Genomic DNA, 17601 nt, shown 5'->3' on the forward strand with positions numbered 1-17601 from the left:
TGAATTTTTCGAGATTAAGTAAAATAATGTGGAATCCCTCAAACTTACGCTCCTTTAGCCCGTCGGACAGGTCGTTTTCTGGGGGTCAGGGTAGTTTTAGGAGGGTGCTGCTCCTGTTTATTAGGAGCGACATCATCATGATTTGAATTTTTTATTGTTTCCGCTTCTTCTATTTTTTCCTTTTCTTGCTCCGTTAAGGCAATGCTGGCCCGCAGCGCTTCCATTAAATCTACAACCTGACCACCTTTGGCCGGAGCTTCTACCTTAAAGCTTTCTCCTGCAGCCTTACTTTCGATCATCTCCGCCACCTGTTCATGTACTTCATCTCTGTATTTTTCCGGTTCAAATGGACGTGCTAGATTATCGATTAATTGTCGGGCCATAGTTAATTCAGTTTCTGTTGGAACAATTCGGCCCCAAGCTGCCTCCATATGTCGAATTTCCTGGGGATAATGCATGGTCTCTAAAACCAGCCCTTCTTCAAAAACGCGCAGGCAAGCTAAGTGCTGCTTCGATCGCATGGTAACCCGCGCCAAAGCTGCTTTCCCGCTTTCTTCCATAGCTTGACACAACAAACGATAGGCTTTTTGAGCAGTCTCTTCAGGAGACAAATAATATGATTTATCATAATAGATCGGATCAATTTCACTCAAGTTAATGAAATCAAGAATCTCGATGGATCGACTCGTAGGCTGTTCAAGGGCAGACAGTTCTTCTTCATCCATAATTACATAGCGATCTTTCTCATATTCATATCCTTTGACCAAATCAGCCATTTCAACTTCCCTATCACAGTAAGGGCATTTTTTAATTGACCGAATTCTATGCTGACAGTCTTTATGCAAATAATTAAATTTAAACTCTTGTGATTCCGTTGCAGCATGCATTTTTACCGGAACATTTACCAGGCCAAAACTGATTGAGCCTTTCCATAACGTATGCATAAGCTCACCTCCTCAAATATAGTGTGAGCCATAAGGAATGGATTAATGCAATTCAACGATTAAACCCAAATCATAGCAAAACGCTCACTAATACCCAATAACCATTATGGCTGTTTACTCTGGGGATATAACAGCGAAACTGTTAATATTTTCAGCAAAATTATAAGGCAGTCCGCCGAAGCCCCTATGTTCAGCTTCAGCTGAACAAGTTAACTCAGGATTAAGATAACCATTCCCGGCCCCGAAGACACTTGTAACCTCTTCAGATATAAAAATAAAACTTTGTTCCTCCCGAACAAAGTTTTATAAATACCAATTTCTTTAATTCCCAGAATAGGTCTCCTAAGGTAGTGACTTGTCTAAATCATAGAGCTTAGCCCTTTTAGCCTGGCAACAATCGCACTGGCAAGAACGGCATAGTCTTCAGTTGGCAGCATTAAAGATGCTGAAGAATCAAATAGAATATTCCCCGAAGCTGGAAATTCATCATCCCCCCTCCATAGTATCAACGTAACCGGTACGCGCGGAAAAGCCCTGATAGTCACTCCCACGTCTCCGAGGCTGTTAGCATACCCTCCTAAATGACTGACCACTGCTTTTAGTTTATCCGGCTTATCCCCGAAGAATCTGACCAATGGATCAATGGCCCGGTGAGTAAAGGGCTGGATATAGATGCTCCCTCCGGGTAGTTCCTTAAAGGATATTAATCTTCCAGTCTCTTCAACCTCAGCAATATTTGCCAGGTAATGAAGGATTAATATTTGCGTTGGTATAGATAGTTCCTTTTCGAGGGAATTAACAGTTTTAAAAATTCCGCTGGGATAATCCAAAATGTATTGACCGCCCAGAAAATCAATGGAAAGGGCATTACCCACAAGAGGATACCTTGAATAGTGCGATATAACTTCTAAAGAATTTGCTCTAAACTTTTCCAACGCTAACTCCTGAGCTGCCGTATAATTAACCATACTCCTCTCCTTCTTCCTGTCTGCTGTTATTTTTATTCTTAATTATATCTTTTTTCCATTTAGAAGCCAACGAAATATAAGTTCTGCATTAATCAAGGAAGGAAAAGTTTCAAAACCAGTTTAGTTCCAAATTATTGAACTGTAGTAAATTTTTTCAGTACATAGCTTTTCCTTATAATCATATACTAACAATGCTTTCATCAGAAACAGCATATTGAAAGAAACTACCATTTTGAAGGGAGGATTCCACATGTCAAGACGACGCAGCAGCATGATGTCAAATGAGTTAAAAGAGCAAATTGCTCAAGAGTTAGGATTTGCTGGGACCCTTCATCAAGAAGGTTTTGGAGGAGTTTCTTCAAGGGACTGTGGAAATATGGTGAAAATGGCTATTGAGTTAGCCGAGCGCAACCTTCCAGGGAACAGAATGTCATAAAAAACAGTTAACTTAATGAATTCCTTTGTTAAGAGCCGAGCATTTGCTCGACTCTTCTAATTTGGACAGATTGGAGTTGCTGATTCCATATCCTATTCTTTATTGATTTCCTTATTATGAGCCATCGTAATATAGCACAAACTATAACCTAAAATAGAAAATACAGAAGCTGTAAGAAAAAAATCAAAACTCATAGTGGTCAACCTTTCTATTATCATATTTAACAACTTAACAGTATTCTCTTTTGCTCCGTTACGGTGATGTTAGATCATACTTCTGAGCACCATTTGCCGCAAAAGCTTTCTCCCAATTATCAACATAAGATCCCGTAGCCCATTCAGCCATGACAACCGCCTCTCCTTCTTTCAAATTCAATTTCGTCAAAGGTTCGCTTCCTAACTGATCATTCGTAATTCCGTAAACATAGAGCTTGGCTTTAGTCTTAATTAAAGCGATATCTCGATTTGGTGAAGTAAATGCATCCATAGCATCAGGGACTCGGTCTTTGATATTTTGCCAGCTAAGACATAGCGTGTCATAAGAAACCATTTTGGCAGGAGGAATTAAATTCACATTATAATCCAGATAGCGGGGTGTATTCCCATCTTCATAATTAATTCTTCCCTGAAGATACCAATGTCCATTTTTACGCATAAGCCCAAAATTCTCCTCTCTGTCGTCATTATCCGTCGAGGAAATTCCCTTATTTCTTAACGATTGGATGGCTTGAGCCCTGGCATTGTTATAAACAACAGATCCGCTATTTTCCAATAAGTCAGATATCTTAACTCCCTCTTGGGCTGAGATTTTATCCACAGGTAATACCTGCAATTGATCGACGCCATCAACTTTATTTTCGATAGCTACATAATCATTCCCAACATAATCAATAATTCTTTGATGTACCTTTCCTGGGATATCATGTTGAATAATTCCCATAGTTTTTGTTTCAATTCCAGAAATTTTAGTTGAAACGTCACGCGCTGATAATTCGTCCTCTTTTATAGACCCGGTCGACACATTATGGACCTGGAGAAACCAGAATCCACTACTCCGCGGAAAAAATATGTCTTTCTCCATTAACAGGGGATGGAGTTTTCCATTGCTTGCTGCTATCCAAAACGTCTGATAGGCATTACCATCATTTCCAGGAGTTTTTAGTCCCAGCAAAATACCTGACGTTGCAGGTTTGTCCTTTTGATTTTTATTTACGCCATCAAGATCAGCAGCAGTTAAGGAGCTATCTACTTGATCCGATACCCTTTTTAGCAGCAATACCTTGTTCTCGGCGAAGGCGATAAGCTTGGAATCATCGACCCTGATAAATTCACCCAAAAAGTTTTCAGAAGTTGATACGGTGGTTACTTCAATTACCGTATTATTCGGCACTAAACTACTTGAGAGCATCAAGTATTTCGTCATTAAATAATCTGTAGAATTGACCTTTTTTATTTTATAAGAAGGCTGGTTCCATACATAATTTCCGAGCATAGCTGCTCCCCGGGTAAACTGGGCAGTATCCCCAATCCATATCTGATCATCAGCTCCGCTGTGTCTGCTGCTCAAGTCCTGAATCACAACCCATTTCCCTTCCAAAGGGCAGACATTACCGACAGGCGGAACAATTTTTCCCGCAGTAGTCCAGGAAAGTTTAGTACATCCGCCAAGCAGAAAAATAATAGCCACCATTATCAAAAGCCTGACAATCCTAGCCATCAAGAATCACCCCTTTGGGCAGGATGATAACAACATCAGTTCCTTGATCTAACACACTATTAATCTCTAATCTGCCGCCAATTAAATTGACAATCTCCTCGCATATTGATAAACCAATCCCATTTTTAGAACATGAGCTTTTCCCTTTATAAAATTTTTCTTTAACCATAGGTAATTCATCAGCTCTAATTCCACATCCATTATCAGAAATTATAATCATAATCACTTCTTCCTGAATCTTTGCCTGAAAGGTAATCGACCCACCAGGAGACGTGAAATTAAAGGCATTATCTAATATATTAATAAACAACTGTTTCAAGCGATCAGCATCTGACATGATCAACGGCAAATTTTGGGGATATTGGAGGCTAAAATCAACATTTTCCCGGACTGCCCTGGGCGTTAATTGTTTGTGAATATATTCCATAAGATTTCCCAGGTTTATTTCTCCATTTTGGAGTTTAATTCTGCCGGATATAAACTTAGAGAAATCCAAAAGTTCTTCTACCATATGAGTTAAGCGTTCACTCTCTTTAGCAATGATGCCTAGCCCATCATTGAGCATATCTTTATGCTGAAATTGTTCATTTTGAAGCGTTATGGCCCAACCCATAATTGAGGTCAGCGGCGTACGAAGTTCATGGGACACCGAAGAAATAAAGTCGTTCTTAAGTTGTTCTTTTTTGACGATTTCATCAGCCATGTAGTTTAGTGTATCGGAAAGCTTGCCAATCTCATCTTGATGTGTTTTTTTACTGCGAGCTTGAAAGTTTCCGGCGGCCATCTCTTGAGCCGCTTCAGTCACTTCCTGCAAAGGGACAATTATTGTATTCGCCAAAAAGATACTGATTAATCCGACAATAACAACAACTACGACACCAATGGCAATAAAAATAACAGCAGTATTTTGAATATCTTCATCGACTGCACTTAAAGAGCTGATAAAGCGCAGGGCACCAACGATCTGATCTTTGGCTTTTAAAGGATAGGCGACAGCCATAACTTTTTGCCCACTAAGAGTCCCAATCCATTTTCCCGTCTTGCCCATCAGGGCATCTTTTATATCGTTATAAGCAGCTTTCTCAGAAGGGATTGTTCCCTGTGAGTCCATGACAATATTTCCGTCCTTGTCGACAATCTCTACTTCTGCATTACTTTGATTCCAAAAAGCATCGACATTATACAGGACATTTTCTTTGAGCGAAGTATCTGAAAAATATTTGGCATATAAATCGGCTGAAATTTTTATCTGATTGGTAAGACTTCCTTCTAAACTGCCATAATAATTGCGACGAACTGTATAAATAAGAAGCAATTCCAAAATTGTGACTGTGATAATAATAACAATCATAAAATTAGCTGTAAGCCTCGCTCTTATACCTCTCATCCTTAAGACTCCTGCTGCCAACGATACCCAGAACCCCAAACTGTCCTGATATATTTAGGTTGAGAAGGATTATCCTCTATTTTCTCCCGCAAGCGCCTGATATGCACATCCAGTGTTTTAGTATCGCCAAAATAATCTTCTCCCCAGACAGCATTCAGCATCTCATTTCGTTTAAGTGCTCTTTCTGGGTTTTCCATAAATATTTTCAGCAAAGCAAATTCAGTCGGGGTCAACTCGATTTCCGTCTGCAGTTTGAAAAATTTGTTTGAAGTTATATCCAAACACAAATCTCCACAGCTGAGGATTTGTTTTGTCTCTCTAGGCCCCACACTTCGCCGCAGCACCGCCTTAATACGGGCAATTAATTCAAAGGGATTAAATGGTTTAACCATATAATCATCTGCGCCTAATTCCAAACCTAAGATTTTATCTGTATCCTGACCTTTAGCTGTCAGCATAATAACCAATGTTTCCGGCATGGATTGACGAATTTTTTGGCAGACTTCCAGACCACTAATACCGGGCAGCATGAGATCAAGCACGACAACGTCGGGAATAAACATCTTAAGTTTCGACAGAGCTTCTTCACCTGTAATTGCCTCTTCCACTTGATATCCCGCCGCAAATAAATTCAGAGTTATAAAGCGCCTGATTGATTCTTCATCTTCAACAACCAGTATTCTTGTTTTTTTCCCCTTCATCAGACCACTCCATCTCATCGAGTTTTAAGCTTAAACCTGCCCCTTTATTGTAAACCAAGTTATACCGCCTAGGGTAATCATTTTAAACTTCTTCATTTCTTGAGCTTAACTTGTCTTAATCGGGATATTTATACAATACACTTTTTTGTCCTTTTCTTTTTTACAAAGTTCTTAAAAAAGTTACAAAAAGATTAAGAAAGACAAAAAACGGGAATTCCCCTCGCTTTTTGTCTTTCTTTCAATTCAGGATCTTTAATTCAACCTAAACTTAAACCCGTTTCTTTAATCCTAGAGGCTGCTGTTAAGATCATAGTTCTAGATCAATTAATTTGTGTGCGAGCACATCTATAAGTCCAAAATCTGTCAGGCCTAATTTAGGAACTGTTGGTAAGGAAATAAAGCATAAGGTCATAAACGGAGAAGGTAACGTGCATCCTAATTGCCGAGCTGCCTTATTTACCTCTTCAAGCTCCCTGAGCACAACTTCGGCCGGTTTTTCACTCATTAAACCGCCAATTGGCAATTCCATTTTTCCAATAACCTCTCCATTATGAACAGCGGCCATCCCGCCTTGCAGCTTGTAAATCATGTTTACTGCACAGGCCATATCCCTATCATTTGTCCCCACACAGACAATATTATGATGGTCATGAGACATGGAAGTAGCTAAAGCTCCTTGCTTCAGCTGAAACCCCTTTACGAAGCCAATCCCAACCCCTCCTGTCTTACCATAGCGTTCAACAATGGCAAGCTTTAAAACATCTTTTTCAAGGCTATTTACAATTTGCCCCTTAACGACAGATAATTCCTCGATATCCCATTCGTTAATAATTTGATCATTATAGATGCGAATCACATTTACCCGTGTGTTTGGCCCTTGTCTTTGGGCAGGTATGTGAAAGGAATCTTCAATAATAGGTTTTCGGAGTTTAACAGTCTCTTTGATCCACTCAGGATAACATCCCTGGTTGGTTTCCTTCACAAGCCGGCCGTTCTCGGCAACAATTTTTCCTTCATATATAACCTTGACAGGAGTGATATCCGACAATTCTTTGACGAGAAGTATATCCGCCAATCTCCCAGGGGTAATACTCCCGATCTCATCCTCTAAGCGGAAATGTCTTGCGGGATTCAAGGTTGCCATTTGGATAGCTTGCATTGGTCTCATTCCCAGTGAAATTGCTTTATTGACATTGTAGTTAATATGACCTTCGTTACGAATATCAATGACATGCTTATCATCGGTGCAGAATATTAAATGTTCAGAGCTCAATTCCTGCCTGATAACCCCGCGAATAAGTTCTTCAACATTACGTTCTGTGCTGCCTTCCCGAATCATCACCGTCATCCCTAACTGCACTCTCTCCAGAAGTTGTTGGAAAGTCACACATTCATGGTCATCAGACATACCCGCACTGGCGTAGGCATTGAGCTCCTGACCGGAACGACCAATGGCATGTCCGTTAACGATCTTCCGGCGGCCCAGGGCCGCAGCAATTTTTTGCAGATACTCATCTTGGATAAAAAGTACCTTCGAGGGATCAAGTTCGCCTAAACTAATACTTTCGTGCCAGTTTAACAATTCTTCGACTTCGCTCAGCCCTAAAACCCCTCCGGTCGTCTCTAAGCCCGGCGCTGTGGGAACACGGGAAGAAACCTGAATATAGGTTCGATAAGGAAGGCTCGCAATCGAATTTAATAAAGCTTTGACCCCTTCAATCCCCGCAACATTGGCTATCTCCATAAGATCAGCCATCAGGGTTGTCGTACCTTGTGGTACAAGAACTTCGGCCAGGGACTCCGGTGAGAGCAATGTGGTTTCAAAATGCATATGTCCGTCAATTAAACCCGGTATGGCATACATCCCCTGGCAATTGAGAGTTTCTTTGGCTGTTAAACTTGCTTGAGGATCAATAGATACAATCCGTTTTCCCTTAATATAGATATTCGTGGGATAAATCTGTGAGGAATAAACATTGACCAGATTAACATTTTCCAGCTTCAGATCACAATCCTGAATTTTCAAACCCGCTTCAAGCACTGTTTTAATATCTTCGTAAGTTCGCAAAGCTAAACACTCCTTATATGTCACAAAGGGGAAAGAGCCAACTTTTTCTCGTTGACTCCCTCATATCCTCTGGCAATATTTAACATGTAATTCGCTTTAAATAAGTACAGATTTTTATCCGATCGTAAGACTCCCAGTTCTACAAGTGAGAGTGGGTTCCATACCTTTTGCTTCGGTGCGGGTAGAGTCCATCCTTCAGCGCTAGTGCATTTGTTATAGGCTGGCGCTTTCGGCGAAAGTGTCCACAGGACACTTTCCCTACCGAAGCCCCGACGTTCGGCTTTAGTTGAACGAGTTCACTAACGTTCCTCACGCGAGTAAGGAATTCCTAGAGCAGCCGGTGTCCCTGAACGCCTGGTTTTCGTTTCCCTCGTTGTGATTACCAAAACAATAAACGTAAAAATATAAGGAAGCATTTGCAAAAAATAAGACGGAATCATCACTCCTAAGGCCTGAAGATGTAAGCCCAGTGAAGCAATGACACCAAACAGCCAGGCTCCCAGCAAAGCGCGGGCAGGATCCCAGACGGCAAAAATAACAAGGGCTACGGCAATCCAGCCACGGCCTGCGGACATATTTTCAACCCAAGAAGGAGAATAAGCCAGGGATAGATAAGCGCCCCCGGCGCCTGCAAACATGCCGCCCCCTATGACCGCCGCATAGCGAACCAGAAAAATGTTATGTCCCAAGGCATCGACAGCCGACGGATTTTCCCCGGCTGCTCTAAGAAGAAGGCCTGCCTTTGTTTTATAAAAAACAAACCAAAGTACAATAACAAGTATCACGCTCAGGTAAACCATAAGATCCTGATTGAAGAGGATTTTGCCGAGGATAGGAATTTGAGAGAGACCCGGAAGAGGAACGGTTTTAAACGTTGACGTCGGTGGAATTCCGACTAACGTACGACCTAAGTAAGCCGATAAGCCTGTACCAAAAATCGTCAAAGCCAAACCGCTTGCCACCTGATTGGCCCGAAAAGCAATGGTTATTACTGCATGAATTAGGGCCATAAGCCCGCCGGCAACGATAGCCACTAGTAAACCCAGCCATTTATTCTGGGAAAACGTTCCCACGTAAAAAGCACTTACTGCCCCCACGAGCATCATGCCTTCGACCCCCAGATTCAAAATGCCGGCACGCTCTGTGATAACTTCTCCAAGAGAAGCATATAAAATCGGAGTGCCTGCAACAACGCCGGAGGCAAGGATGGCGATTAAATAATTCAGATTCATACCATCATGCCTTCTTTCTTACCAAACGGTAATTATTAAACATTTCGCCTGCCAGTACGAAGAATAGAATCGAGCCTTGAAACATGGAAACCATGCTTGAAGGAAAACCGGAGGTCTGCAAACTATAGCCGCCTACAAGCAATCCACCCATTAAAAAGGATACAAGGAGGATACTGATGGGATTCAGACGGGCCAGCAGGGCAATGAGTATGGCGGTATAACCGTAGCCCGGAGAAATAGTCTGCTGTAAGCGGTGAAGAACACCTGATACCTCAGCCATCCCAGCAATTCCCGATATAGACCCGCTCAAAAACATAACCAATAAGACATTTTTAATATAGCTCATACCTGCATAATCAGCAGCTTTGCGGCTGGAACCGCTGACACGTATCTCATAACCCCATTTAGAATGCTTAAGAATAAAAAATAGAATAACTGCAATAATAAACATCAAAAAAAGCGCATAACTAATTCGAGTGTTCCCGAAAACCGGGATTGTTCCATTGTCTGAAAACTGCTTCGTCAGAGGAAAGTTATTTCCTTTTGGATCCTTCCAAGGGCCATATACAAGATAAGCAATCCAAAGGTAAGCCACATAGTTAAGTAAAAGAGAACTAATTGTTTCATTAACATTCCAAAAGGCCTTCGGCAGGGCAGGAATCAAAGCCCAAAGTCCCCCACAAATTAACCCTGCGAGTAACATCAGAGGCAGGAGTACCAGTTTAGGCAAACCGGAAAAGAAGAGAGCAAAATAGGTTGCCCCAAAAGCACCCATATAAAATTGGCCTTCTGCTCCGATATTCCATAATTGCATCCGGAAAGCCAGAGAAACCCCTAAGGAGCACAAGGCTAGAGGAATCATTTCCACGATCGTTTCACTTAAGCCATAGATAGAACCTACAGAGGATTGCACGATCTCAGTGTAAAGTTCCAAAGGGTTTTTTCCGGTCAGCAGCACAAAGAGACCCGCAAAGATTAAACCCAGGATGATGGAAGTTACAGAGATGACAACCTTCTTTAACCCAGAGCTTGTATTTGTTTTCTTTATCTCCCAGCTTCCTAAAAGTTTACGCTTCATGAAGATCTACCTTTCTTTTGCCGGCCATCATCAGGCCTATTTCTTCACGCGATGTCTCGTTCGGCTTAACGACACCCATGATTTCTCCTCCGTGCATTACGATGATGCGGTCCGTCATGGAAAGGATGTCTTCCAAGTCTTCCGAGATAAGAAGTACAGTTATGCCCTTCTCACTCTCTCCAATAAGCAGACGTCTTACATAATCTGTAGCACCAATGTCCAGACCGCGCATGGGATAAACAGCGATAATTAATTTAGGATTGGAATCAATTTCCCGTGCCAAAAGAAGCTTCTGAATATTCCCTCCCGACATCATTTTTACGGGATTGGACATACTCGCCAGCCGAACATCAAATTTCTCAACCAATTGCTCAGAATCATGTTTGACTTTATCCCAGGAAATAAAGGGCCCAGGATACTTGCGGTAACTTTTAAGCGCAACATTTTCATAAGCGTTAAGCTCGGTTACGAGGCCGGTCGTCATACGATCCTCCGGTACATAGCTAATACCAAGGTTAATCCGCTTTTTACGCCCTGACTTTGTACAATCCTTGCCGCAAAAAGAAATAGCCCCTTGTTTAGCAGAACGCAGACCTGCCACCGTTTCTGCCAGTTCTTTCTGCCCGTTGCCGTCAACACCGGCTATGCCGAGGATTTCTCCTTTATATATATCCATTGAAATATTTTTCAATTTTAATAAACCATTGTCACCTAAGGCTGAAACATTTGCTAAAGTCATAAGTATATCTGTTTTGGCAGACAACGTCTTCCCGGTTGTGGAAGAAATATTTCTGCCAACCATCATTTTGGCAAGCTCTTTTTCATTTGTCGTTTTCGTTTGAACAGTCCCAATAGATCTCCCGTCTCGGAGAACAGTGATAGAATCGGTGTTTTCCATAACTTCGTTCATCTTGTGAGAGATAATGACAATAGATTTACCGCTTACGGCCATTTTTTGCAGGGTAGTATAGAGCGCCTTGGCTTCTTGAGGTGTCAATACAGCCGTCGGCTCATCAAGAATTAAGAATTCAGCACCTAAAAGCAGTAATTTTATAATTTCCACCCTTTGCTGTTCACCGACCGAAAGCTGCCAGATTTTCGCTTTGGGATCGATAGAAAGTCCAAAGGCTTCCGATTGCTCAATAATTTGCCTTTCGATCTCTTTGAGGTTGTAAATTTGTTTCAGTTCTTTAATGCTGAGCATAATATTTTCAGCGACGGTAAAGGGCTGAACAAGTTTAAAATGCTGATGTACCATGCCTATACCCTTGTTAACAGCATCTTTGGGCGAAGAAAATTCAACCCTCTTGCCTTCAATAAATATTTCGCCCCCGTCGGGTCGATACAACCCAGTGAGCACGCTCATTAACGTACTCTTTCCCGCTCCATTCTCACCCAAGAGTGCATGAATTTCGCCTTTCTTAACGACTAATGAAACTTGATCATTAGCAAGGATACCCGGAAACTCTTTTGTGATTTTGCGCATTTCCACCATGGGTGTATTCCCCATCGATCTCACCCTTTCAACATTATCGCAAACCGGCGAGAAACTCGCCGGTTTGCGGATAACATCATTCTTCTGTTCTAGCCGGTTAAGATTTGGGAATTGATCCCACAACGCCTTTGACAAACCAGTTGATGGAAAGGAGCATCTCATCTGTGGCTTTATCACCGTCTTTAATCTTGAGGTTACCGTTTTGATCGTAAACAGGTCCTGTGAAAGGAACAAATTTACCATCGATAATATCTTGTCGTTTAGCATTAACAATTGCTTGGAAATCTTTATCGACTTTGGAGCTAAAGGGTGTAATATCAATAACACCGCCGTCTTTGATTCCGCCGAAATATTGGGTTGGTTTCCAGGTTTTATTCATAACTTCTTTGACTACTTGAACAAAGTACGGACCCCAATTGGAAACGTCACCGACGAGGATAGAATTAGGGGCAAACTTCGACATATCTGAATCGTGGCCAATGGCCAGCACACCTCTATCCTGAGCTGTTTGAGCAAAGGATGGCGAGTCTACGTGCATCGCAAGAACGTCAGCGCCGGCATCAATCAAACTATTGGCCGCTGTTTTTTCTGTTGCGGGATCGTTCCAGGAATTTGTCCAGACTACTTTAACTTGAACTTTAGGGTTTACCGATTGGGCACCAAGAGTAAAGGCATCGATATTACGGATGACTTCAGGTGTACCAAACGGTGCCAGGAAGCCAAGAATATTGCTCTTTGTATATTTGCCGGCAACCATACCGGTCAGATAGCGGGCTTGATAGTCACGATTGAAATATGTGCCTAAATTGGCAGTCGTTTTATAACCACTGCAATGTTCGAAGACGACATTCGGGAATTTTTTGGATACATCTTTCATGTAATCCATGTAGCCATAGCTGGTACCGAAAATAATATTGTAACCCTTTTGAGCAAGATCTGTGAACGTACGTTCACAGTCAGCAGTTTCCGGAATGTTTTCAACATAGGTTGTCTCAACATTCTTCATATGTGATTCCAGGTATTTTCGGCCTTGATCCTGAGCATAAGTATAACCGAAATCGCCCACAGGTCCCACATAAACAAAGGCAACTTTAATTTTTTGACCTGCAGACTGACTGCTGCCTTGATCCGAAGTCGCTGCCGGCTTACTGCTTTGCGAGCAGCCACTAAGCAGCAGGGTCAAGATCATGACAAAGACTAACGTAGAAATACTGATTTTCTTAGATAATTTCATGCTCTTTCCTCCACTAATTATTCTTAAATACGTTATCAAAATTAATGTCTTTGCATCCCCTCTTCCTGACTTGACAGTCTATATTCACAAAAATACAGCTGCATTGCCCTCTTGCTTCCCGATTTTCGTGAATAGTTTAGACATATCCCTGGACCTGTTTAAATCCTGTATCTAAAAGTGCCGTGGCAATGCAACCATATTTATACTGCCAAAACCGACTGTTAATGTGCTAACCTTGTGAAGATTATAGTAAATCCTAAAAGAAATTCACCAAAAACATACCACTATTTAAGAAATTAATTATGTAAAATTGGCCTCTATTTCTTTTGTTTTCCAGATAAACAAAAAAGAGAAGTTATATATCCCAGAAAATACCGGGAATTATAGCTTCTTTGCTACCTAATCTAATACAGCTGCCTAATCTAATACATTGGAGACTAGCTATAAACTAAATTATAATAGGTTTTTCTCCATAGTTCAAGTAGTCTAACCCTACTTGCTTCTCTATTATAGCTTATATTAATTAATTAATTTAGTTGTTGATAAAGACAAAATTTATAAAAATTTCACCCTTGTAAACGAAAACAACTTGACTTAGAGTAGACTCTAAGGTTTATTCTAAGATATGAATAATGTTTATACTGGGGGAGTTATAGATGGAAACGTCAAAAGTTTATTTTACAAACTTACACACAACAATACATGAAAACTTACAGCAAAAATTAAACCGTTTAATTAAAACTGCCGGAATGCAGCAAATTGATTTTGACAAAAAATTTACAGCCATAAAAATTCATTTTGGTGAGCCAGGAAATTTGGCCTATTTGCGTCCTAATTTCGCCAAAACAGTTGTGGATATTGTCAAAGAACTAGGCGGAAAGCCATTTCTCACAGATTGTAACACCTTGTATGTAGGGGGACGAAAAGACGCTCTTGAACATTTGGAATCTGCTTATGTCAACGGCTTTTCTCCTTTTTCTACAGGTTGTCACCTTCTCATTGGTGATGGGCTCAAAGGGACTGATGAAGTTTTAGTTCCTGTTAAGGGCGGCGAATATGTTAAAGAAGCGAAAATTGGTCATGCTATTATGGATGCCGATATTATAATTTCTTTAAATCATTTTAAAGGCCATGAACTTACAGGTTTTGGCGGCGCCTTAAAAAATATTGGTATGGGATGCGGTTCACGGGCAGGTAAAATGGAGATGCACAGTAATGGTAAACCCCATGTTTCTCAAGAACAGTGCGTTGGCTGCGGTATGTGTGTAAAAATTTGTGCCCATAGCGCTAATAGTGTTACTGATCATAAAGCGTCTATCAATCATAACATGTGTGTTGGCTGTGGTCGTTGTATTGGAGTTTGCCCAACTGGAGCGATTGTAGCAGCTTGGGATGAATCTAATGACATCTTGAATAAGAAAATGGCGGAGTATACATGGGCTGTTCTCCATGACCGCCCACATTTCCACATTAGCTTGGTTATCGATGTTTCTCCTTTCTGCGACTGTCATGCCGAAAACGATATCCCGATTGTTCCCAATGTAGGGATGTTTGCCTCCTTTGATCCTATTGCTCTCGATGTTGCTTGCGCTGACGCAGTCAACCGCCAGCCGGTCATGAGTGGAAGTCTGCTCGAAAAAAGCGACCGCAATCATAATGATCATTTTACCGATGTAAATCCAAGCACCGACTGGAAAGTAGGTATAGACCATGCAGTAAAACTAGGACTGGGCAGCAAGGCGTATGAATTGATTACAATTTAATTAGAGGGAGTCGTATTTGATGGGATATACGATTAGCCAGGTCGCTAAAAAATTCGATCTTACTGCACACACCATTCGCTACTATGACAAAGAAGGTCTTCTGCCCTTTGTCGACCGGAACAAAACAGGAAATAGGGAATTTTCAGATGATGATCTTGATTGGATAAAACTCATTTGTTGTTTGAAAAACACCGGAATGCCCATTAGGCAAATTAAACAATACATTGAATGGTGCCTTTTAGGGGATGAGACCCTCGAAATTCGCCGGCAAATGTTTATTGACCATCGAAAAGAAGTCCTCAAACAGATGGATGATTTAAAAGAAAACCTTAAAATGATTGATCATAAACTTAAATGTTACGATAAAAGCTGCAACATTTCACCCAACACCAAACAATTGCACTCGTTGTAAGGCAAATCAGTAATTTGCAGCTTCTAAAACGAAAAGCTTCCTTACTGCTATGATGTATTGAGCAGTCGGGAAGCTTTTTTGATAATTTCGTCCAATAGGTTTTAATCAGCAGCCTCTTCCTTAGGCCAAATGATAGGAAACTTATTTGGATGATTCAAGGCGTAAGGCAATGATGCAACTCCCAGGTGTTGCTTTGCTATAATATTAAGCAATTTTTGCAGCTGAAATCCTAAATTGGCGTTCCAATGCAGTAAAATTACGCTTCCAGGAGCAAGAGGTTTTCCATTATATGTCTGAAGTCCACTGTCGCTCATGGTTGCGTTCCACATGATTAAATGTTTTATGCCCGCTTGATAGGCGGCTTGACAAACTGTTTGATTATAATCCCCGTAGGGTGGGCGAAAGAGTGTAGGTGTTGAAAATGATGTTAAATAGCCTTCCGCATTTTTAATTTGGTTTAACACATCAGCTGAGGAATCTTTCGTCAGATCAGGATGAGATACTGTATGATTCTCGATGTCTCCTCCTGCAGCAACAAATGATCGCCAAAAATCAGGATGCTCCTTCGCAGCATTTTCAATTAAAAAGGCCGAGATCGGTACATGCTGAGCATGCATGATTGCTAATACAGAGTCATTCGGGTACCATCCATCGTCGATCGTTATAAACACCGCTTTCGCTGCGGCAGGAAGAGACCAAATAACATCAGCTGCAGGGCCATCAAGATGATCTGCCGCGGCCGAGGATTGGCTTGATGTATTCTCTTCTGGCTTTTCAGGCTTGGTTGCAGGGCTTTGAGACGGCGAAGATGAAGGCAATGTTTGGGGAGACGTCTTATCTGTGTTCATCGTTTCAGGCTTCGCAGGGGGTAATTTATTGCTGCTCCCCAAGGACTGAGAAACATTAGAAGCCTTTGTTGCTGCATTGCCGTTAAAAACCATAGCACCTAAAACTGTCAGGCCAACAATTAATCCACCTAAACCTGTTAAAATGGTAACAATTACTACCTTTTTTCTCCTCATAGTTTCACATCCTTAGTACCGATTAAACTGCAGCTATAATCTTGAGGCTAATAATGACATTATGCACAAAGCTCTATGGTATTTTACTCCTTATTCTAATTATTCGACACCCCGCGCTGATTACCTCTTCTTGGTTAACGGTATCCTCTAGAGTCAACGAAGAACCCACCCCCACTTATGGAACAGCCATGCAGCAGTTTAAATTAGCATAGTTTATGCAAATCTGCAGAAAAGTGTAACCGCCTTTAAAATAGAATAAAGGCTCTCATTACGCGGAACGTTGTGAGAGCCTCTAGGTTAAAGCCTTGGCCTAACACTATTTGTTAAAATCAGTTAACTGAACTGAAGTGGTATATTGACCTACCTGATTACCTTGTGTGACATAATCAAGTTCCAGATTGAACGTCTGGTTTTTTTCAAACTTAAACGTATCGCGCCCATTTTCATTATTGAGTTCAGAAATATACAAATCGAAATCTGTTAAACCGTCTACCCTGTACCCATTATCATTCTGAGGCAGGATTTGGTTACCAAGGCTATCAAAAACAGCCATCTTATATCCGTCTATTAGAAGATTTTTATTATATATCCATCCCCATTTGAAGGAATTGCCAAATTCAGAATAGCGAATCCAGATAGATTTTACAGCTGACGATTGGTTAAAGGGTACAGTCAGATGGAAATGTCCGTCCGGTTGTCCGTCAGCCTTTAAATCATTCGGACTTACTTGATCTTTGTCTAGGCCTATCCACTGAAGAGAGATCGCCGTTAAGGGCGTTGGATCGGCAGGTGGATCTTGCCCCTGTGAGGTTTGACTTTCTGTAGGCATTGTTGAAGCTGTTGTTTTTACTTTAGCGGCACCACATCCCATTAGTGCAAAAATTATCACCATTAAAGCAATGGCTTTCAAGATCTTCATTTATTTTTACCTCTCTAACATTTTGGATTAACAGGTTAAAGTTGAAGACAGCGGAAACAATTTCGACCTTCCGATTTAGCTTGATATAAAGCTTGATCCGCTTATTAAGACATTATAATTCTACATTAATTTACAGATTAAGCAAACTTTAAAATTTAAACAAAATTTTATAGGTGAACTCGTTTACTCCCATGTTGCACAAGTCTAAGATTTATAACACAATGTG

General features: G+C 41.1%; 15 protein-coding genes. 3 read left to right on the forward strand and 12 right to left on the reverse strand.

The window, feature by feature from the left end; translation table 11 throughout:
• Positions 1-44: 44 nt before the first annotated feature.
• Complete coding sequence (locus B5771_RS10620; RefSeq protein WP_088187478.1) at positions 45-944, reverse strand: Ku protein; 900 nt, start codon at positions 942-944, stop codon at positions 45-47.
• A 359-nt stretch (positions 945-1303) separates the two neighbouring features.
• Positions 1304-1912: a DUF3786 domain-containing protein gene (locus B5771_RS10625; protein WP_088187479.1), complete on the reverse strand. Its 609-nt coding sequence runs from the start codon at positions 1910-1912 to the stop codon at positions 1304-1306.
• 250 nt (positions 1913-2162) lie between these two features.
• Between B5771_RS10625 and B5771_RS10630 the strand changes: the two genes are divergently transcribed.
• Positions 2163-2348, forward strand: coding sequence for a hypothetical protein (locus tag B5771_RS10630; protein ID WP_047811187.1), 186 nt, complete (start codon positions 2163-2165; stop codon positions 2346-2348).
• A 252-nt stretch (positions 2349-2600) separates the two neighbouring features.
• Here B5771_RS10630 and B5771_RS10635 read toward each other — a convergent pair whose 3' ends face one another.
• From B5771_RS10635 to B5771_RS10670, 8 genes are all read right to left on the reverse strand, one after another.
• On the reverse strand, positions 2601-4064 hold the full coding sequence (locus B5771_RS10635; protein WP_088187480.1) for a hypothetical protein: 1464 nt from the start codon (positions 4062-4064) through the stop codon (positions 2601-2603).
• Positions 4057-5451 (reverse strand): HAMP domain-containing sensor histidine kinase, encoded by a 1395-nt coding sequence (locus B5771_RS10640; RefSeq protein WP_088187481.1) that lies wholly within the window; start codon positions 5449-5451, stop codon positions 4057-4059. The genes B5771_RS10635 and B5771_RS10640 overlap by 8 nt, the downstream gene beginning before the upstream one ends.
• A gap of 2 nt (positions 5452-5453) precedes the next feature.
• Positions 5454-6152: a response regulator transcription factor gene (locus B5771_RS10645; RefSeq protein ID WP_088187482.1), complete on the reverse strand. Its 699-nt coding sequence runs from the start codon at positions 6150-6152 to the stop codon at positions 5454-5456.
• A gap of 307 nt (positions 6153-6459) precedes the next feature.
• Positions 6460-8220, reverse strand: a complete 1761-nt coding sequence (gene ade / locus B5771_RS10650) for an adenine deaminase (protein ID WP_088187483.1) — start codon at positions 8218-8220, stop codon at positions 6460-6462.
• Between the two features lie 299 nt (positions 8221-8519).
• Positions 8520-9452, reverse strand: a complete 933-nt coding sequence (locus tag B5771_RS10655; RefSeq protein ID WP_088187484.1) for an ABC transporter permease — start codon at positions 9450-9452, stop codon at positions 8520-8522.
• 4 nt (positions 9453-9456) lie between these two features.
• Positions 9457-10530, reverse strand: a complete 1074-nt coding sequence (locus tag B5771_RS10660) for an ABC transporter permease (RefSeq protein ID WP_088187485.1) — start codon at positions 10528-10530, stop codon at positions 9457-9459.
• Positions 10520-12040 carry an ABC transporter ATP-binding protein gene (locus B5771_RS10665; protein ID WP_242966814.1) on the reverse strand — a complete coding sequence of 507 codons (1521 nt, stop codon included), beginning with the start codon at positions 12038-12040 and terminating at the stop codon, positions 10520-10522. Before B5771_RS10665 ends, B5771_RS10660 begins: the two co-directional genes overlap by 11 nt.
• An 82-nt stretch (positions 12041-12122) precedes the next feature.
• A complete protein-coding gene (locus tag B5771_RS10670; protein WP_047811179.1) occupies positions 12123-13259 on the reverse strand; it encodes a BMP family ABC transporter substrate-binding protein in 1137 nt (378 codons plus the stop codon).
• A 656-nt stretch (positions 13260-13915) separates the two neighbouring features.
• Here B5771_RS10670 and B5771_RS10675 point away from each other — a divergent pair.
• Both B5771_RS10675 and B5771_RS10680 read left to right on the forward strand, forming a co-directional pair.
• The gene (locus B5771_RS10675) at positions 13916-15022 is read left to right on the forward strand and encodes a DUF362 domain-containing protein (RefSeq protein WP_088187487.1); all 1107 of its coding nucleotides are present in this window, start codon (positions 13916-13918) and stop codon (positions 15020-15022) included.
• A gap of 19 nt (positions 15023-15041) precedes the next feature.
• Complete coding sequence (locus B5771_RS10680; RefSeq protein ID WP_088187488.1) at positions 15042-15434, forward strand: MerR family transcriptional regulator; 393 nt, start codon at positions 15042-15044, stop codon at positions 15432-15434.
• A gap of 101 nt (positions 15435-15535) precedes the next feature.
• Here the strand turns inward: B5771_RS10680 and B5771_RS10685 are convergent, their stop codons facing one another.
• Together B5771_RS10685 and B5771_RS10690 are read right to left on the reverse strand one after the other, a co-directional pair.
• Positions 15536-16456 (reverse strand): polysaccharide deacetylase family protein, encoded by a 921-nt coding sequence (locus tag B5771_RS10685; RefSeq protein WP_088187489.1) that lies wholly within the window; start codon positions 16454-16456, stop codon positions 15536-15538.
• A gap of 316 nt (positions 16457-16772) precedes the next feature.
• Positions 16773-17375 (reverse strand): hypothetical protein, encoded by a 603-nt coding sequence (locus tag B5771_RS10690; RefSeq protein ID WP_088187490.1) that lies wholly within the window; start codon positions 17373-17375, stop codon positions 16773-16775.
• Between the last annotated feature and the right edge of the window lie 226 nt (positions 17376-17601).

This window comes from Desulfosporosinus sp. FKA (assembly GCF_002196785.1).
Classification (GTDB): Bacteria; Bacillota; Desulfitobacteriia; order Desulfitobacteriales; family Desulfitobacteriaceae; genus Desulfosporosinus; species Desulfosporosinus acididurans.